Origin of the sequence: Kitasatospora sp. NPDC057542 (assembly GCF_042801945.1) — a bacterium.
GTDB lineage: Bacteria > Actinomycetota > Actinomycetes > Streptomycetales > Streptomycetaceae > Kitasatospora.
Genome location: NZ_JBHVFE010000766.1, coordinates 1 through 2,189, shown reverse-complemented (window position 1 = coordinate 2,189; position 2,189 = coordinate 1). Strand labels below are relative to the sequence as shown.

Below are 2,189 nucleotides of genomic sequence, written 5' to 3'. Positions count from 1 at the left end.
GGACCGCACTTCGCGGTCCGGCCCCCTTTTGCATGCTGCACCGACCGGGCCCGTCCTCTTGTGCGGTGAACGGCAGATGGACTAAACCTCTCTCTCATCTGGTCCAGACCATTTGACGTCGCTTCAGAGAACAGGTCCGGTATGCCCACTCGCGCCTCAGCCCTGCTCGCCGCCGCCACCGTCGCCGCGCTGCTCGCCGCCCCCGCCACCGCCAACGCCGCCGACGGACGGCACGGCCCGAAGCTGAAGGGCCAGCGGGTCGGCTACTTCACCCAGTGGGGCGCCGACAGCTCCGCCAAGCGGGTCCAGGAGTCCGGCCAGGCGGCCAAGCTCACCGTCATCAACTACGCGTTCGGCAACGTCTCCGCCGACGGCACCTGCTTCGAGAGCAACGAGGCGGGCCAGGGCGACGCCCGCAACGACTACCAGCGCCCCTTCTCCGCGACCGAGTCGGTGGACGGCGTGGCAGACGCGCCGGGCCAGAAGCTGAAGGGCCACTTCAACCAGCTGCGCAAGCTCAAGGCGAAGAACCCCCAGCTGCGCACGGTCATCTCGCTGGGCGGCTGGACCTGGTCCAAGTACTTCTCCGACGCGGCCGCCACCGACCAGGCCCGCAAGAAGTTCGTCTCCTCCTGCATCGACCTCTACCTCAAGGGCGACCTGCCGGTCCTGGCCGACTCCCCGGAGGGCGGCAAGGGCGCGGCCGCCGGCGTCTTCGACGGCATCGACATCGACTGGGAGTACCCGGGCGGCGGCGGCGACGCGGGCAACGTGGTCCGCCCCGAGGACGGGCGCAACTTCACCCTGCTGATGCGGGAGTTCCGCGACCAGCTGGACGCGCTGAGCGGCAAGAAGGGCAAGCGCTACCTGCTGACCGCCGCCGTGGCCGCCAACGAGACCGTCGCCGACCGGCTCGAACTGCCCGAGCTGAGCGAGTCGGTGGACTGGCTGAACGTGATGACCTACGACCTGCACGGCCCGTGGGAGGGCAAGGGCCCGGCCAACCACCAGGCCAACCTGTACTCCGACCCGGCCGACCCGGACCCGCGCCGGCGCAGCGCCGACACGGCCGTCACCCACTACCAGGAGCGCGGCCTGCCCTCCGAGCAGCTCGTCCTCGGGGCCCCGCTGTACGGCCACGGCTGGACCGGCGTCGCCCCCGGCAAGCGCGGCGGCCTCTTCCAGAGCGCCACCGCGGCCGCGCCCGACCACTCCTACCAGGAGATCAACGCGCTGCCGGGCAAGGTCTACGTGGACCGCGACCACGGCGCGTCCTGGAAGTACGACGGCACCACCTTCTACAGCTACGACACCGCCGAGGTGCTCACCCAGAAGGCGCGGTACACGCGCTGGAACGACCTGGCCGGCGTGATGGTCTGGTCGCTGGACGGCGACGACGCCCAGGGCAGCGCGATCGCCGCGCTGGACCGCAGCCTGCGCCGCGACTGACCGTTCCCCCGCCCCGCGCCCAGGGCCCGCCGCGGACGCACCCGCGGCGGGCCCTGCCGCACCGCCGGTTGCGCCGGCTGCTCGCCCGGGCGGCCGTGAACGAGGTGACCGGTGCGTTCGCCGTGGCCTCCCCGGACACCGCCGACGTCTACGATGTCGGTGCCTCGGTGGAGGGGGCGACCGGGCCGAAGGCCCAGGTGGTCGGGAAGGAGGATCCGGCGGGCGATCCCGACCCGCACCCGTTCTCCCGCCCGGCCGACTTCGCCGTGCCGGCCGACCGGGCCGGCTCGTTCGGCCACCGGTTCACCCCCGTCGCCGAGTGGCTGCCCGAGCTCGGCCGGGCCGCCGCCGAGACCGACCCCACCACCGCCAAGGAGCAGTGATGTTCGACCTCATCGTCATCGTCAGGGTCACCGAGCCGGACGGCGTCCCGGCGGTCGCCGACGCCCTGGCCCGGATGCGGCCGCTGTGCCTCGCCGAGGACGGCTGCGTCGGCTGGGAGGCGTACCACTCGCAGGAGGACCCGGGCCGCTTCGTCCTGGTGGAGCGCTGGGCGACCCGGGAGGCCTGGGAGGCGCACGGCGGCGGCGACGCGATCCGGAAGATCTACATCCCGGACATCCTGCCGCGGGTCGAGCGCGAGGTGCACCCCAGCGTCCCGGTCTCCGCGAGCGCCGTCTGAGCGCACTCCCCGCCCCTCGAACGGCCGTGGGCCCCGGCCGATCCCTGGGTTCCAGGAT

The 2,189-nt window shown here is 72.8% G+C and carries 3 protein-coding genes; all 3 read left to right on the top strand.

Annotated elements, in window-relative coordinates:
- The first annotated feature begins 141 nt into the window (after nucleotides 1-141).
- Nucleotides 142-1,449 (top strand): glycoside hydrolase family 18 protein, encoded by a 1,308-nt coding sequence (locus tag ACFU7Y_RS43250; protein ID WP_380771948.1) that lies wholly within the window; start codon nucleotides 142-144, stop codon nucleotides 1,447-1,449.
- Between the two features lie 95 nt (nucleotides 1,450-1,544).
- Complete coding sequence (locus ACFU7Y_RS43245) at nucleotides 1,545-1,832, top strand: hypothetical protein (protein ID WP_380771947.1); 288 nt, start codon at nucleotides 1,545-1,547, stop codon at nucleotides 1,830-1,832.
- On the top strand, nucleotides 1,832-2,131 hold the full coding sequence (locus tag ACFU7Y_RS43240; protein ID WP_380771946.1) for a putative quinol monooxygenase: 300 nt from the start codon (nucleotides 1,832-1,834) through the stop codon (nucleotides 2,129-2,131). Before ACFU7Y_RS43245 ends, ACFU7Y_RS43240 begins: the two co-directional genes overlap by 1 nt.
- Nucleotides 2,132-2,189: the final 58 nt, after the last annotated feature.

Bases quoted from the DNA above. Each gene is read 5' to 3' on its own strand.
- ACFU7Y_RS43240 (WP_380771946.1), top strand. From the start codon at position 1,832: ATGTTCGACCTCATCGTCATCGTCAGGGTCACCGAGCCGGACGGCGTC.
- ACFU7Y_RS43250 (WP_380771948.1), top strand. From the start codon at position 142: ATGCCCACTCGCGCCTCAGCCCTGCTCGCCGCCGCCACCGTCGCCGCG.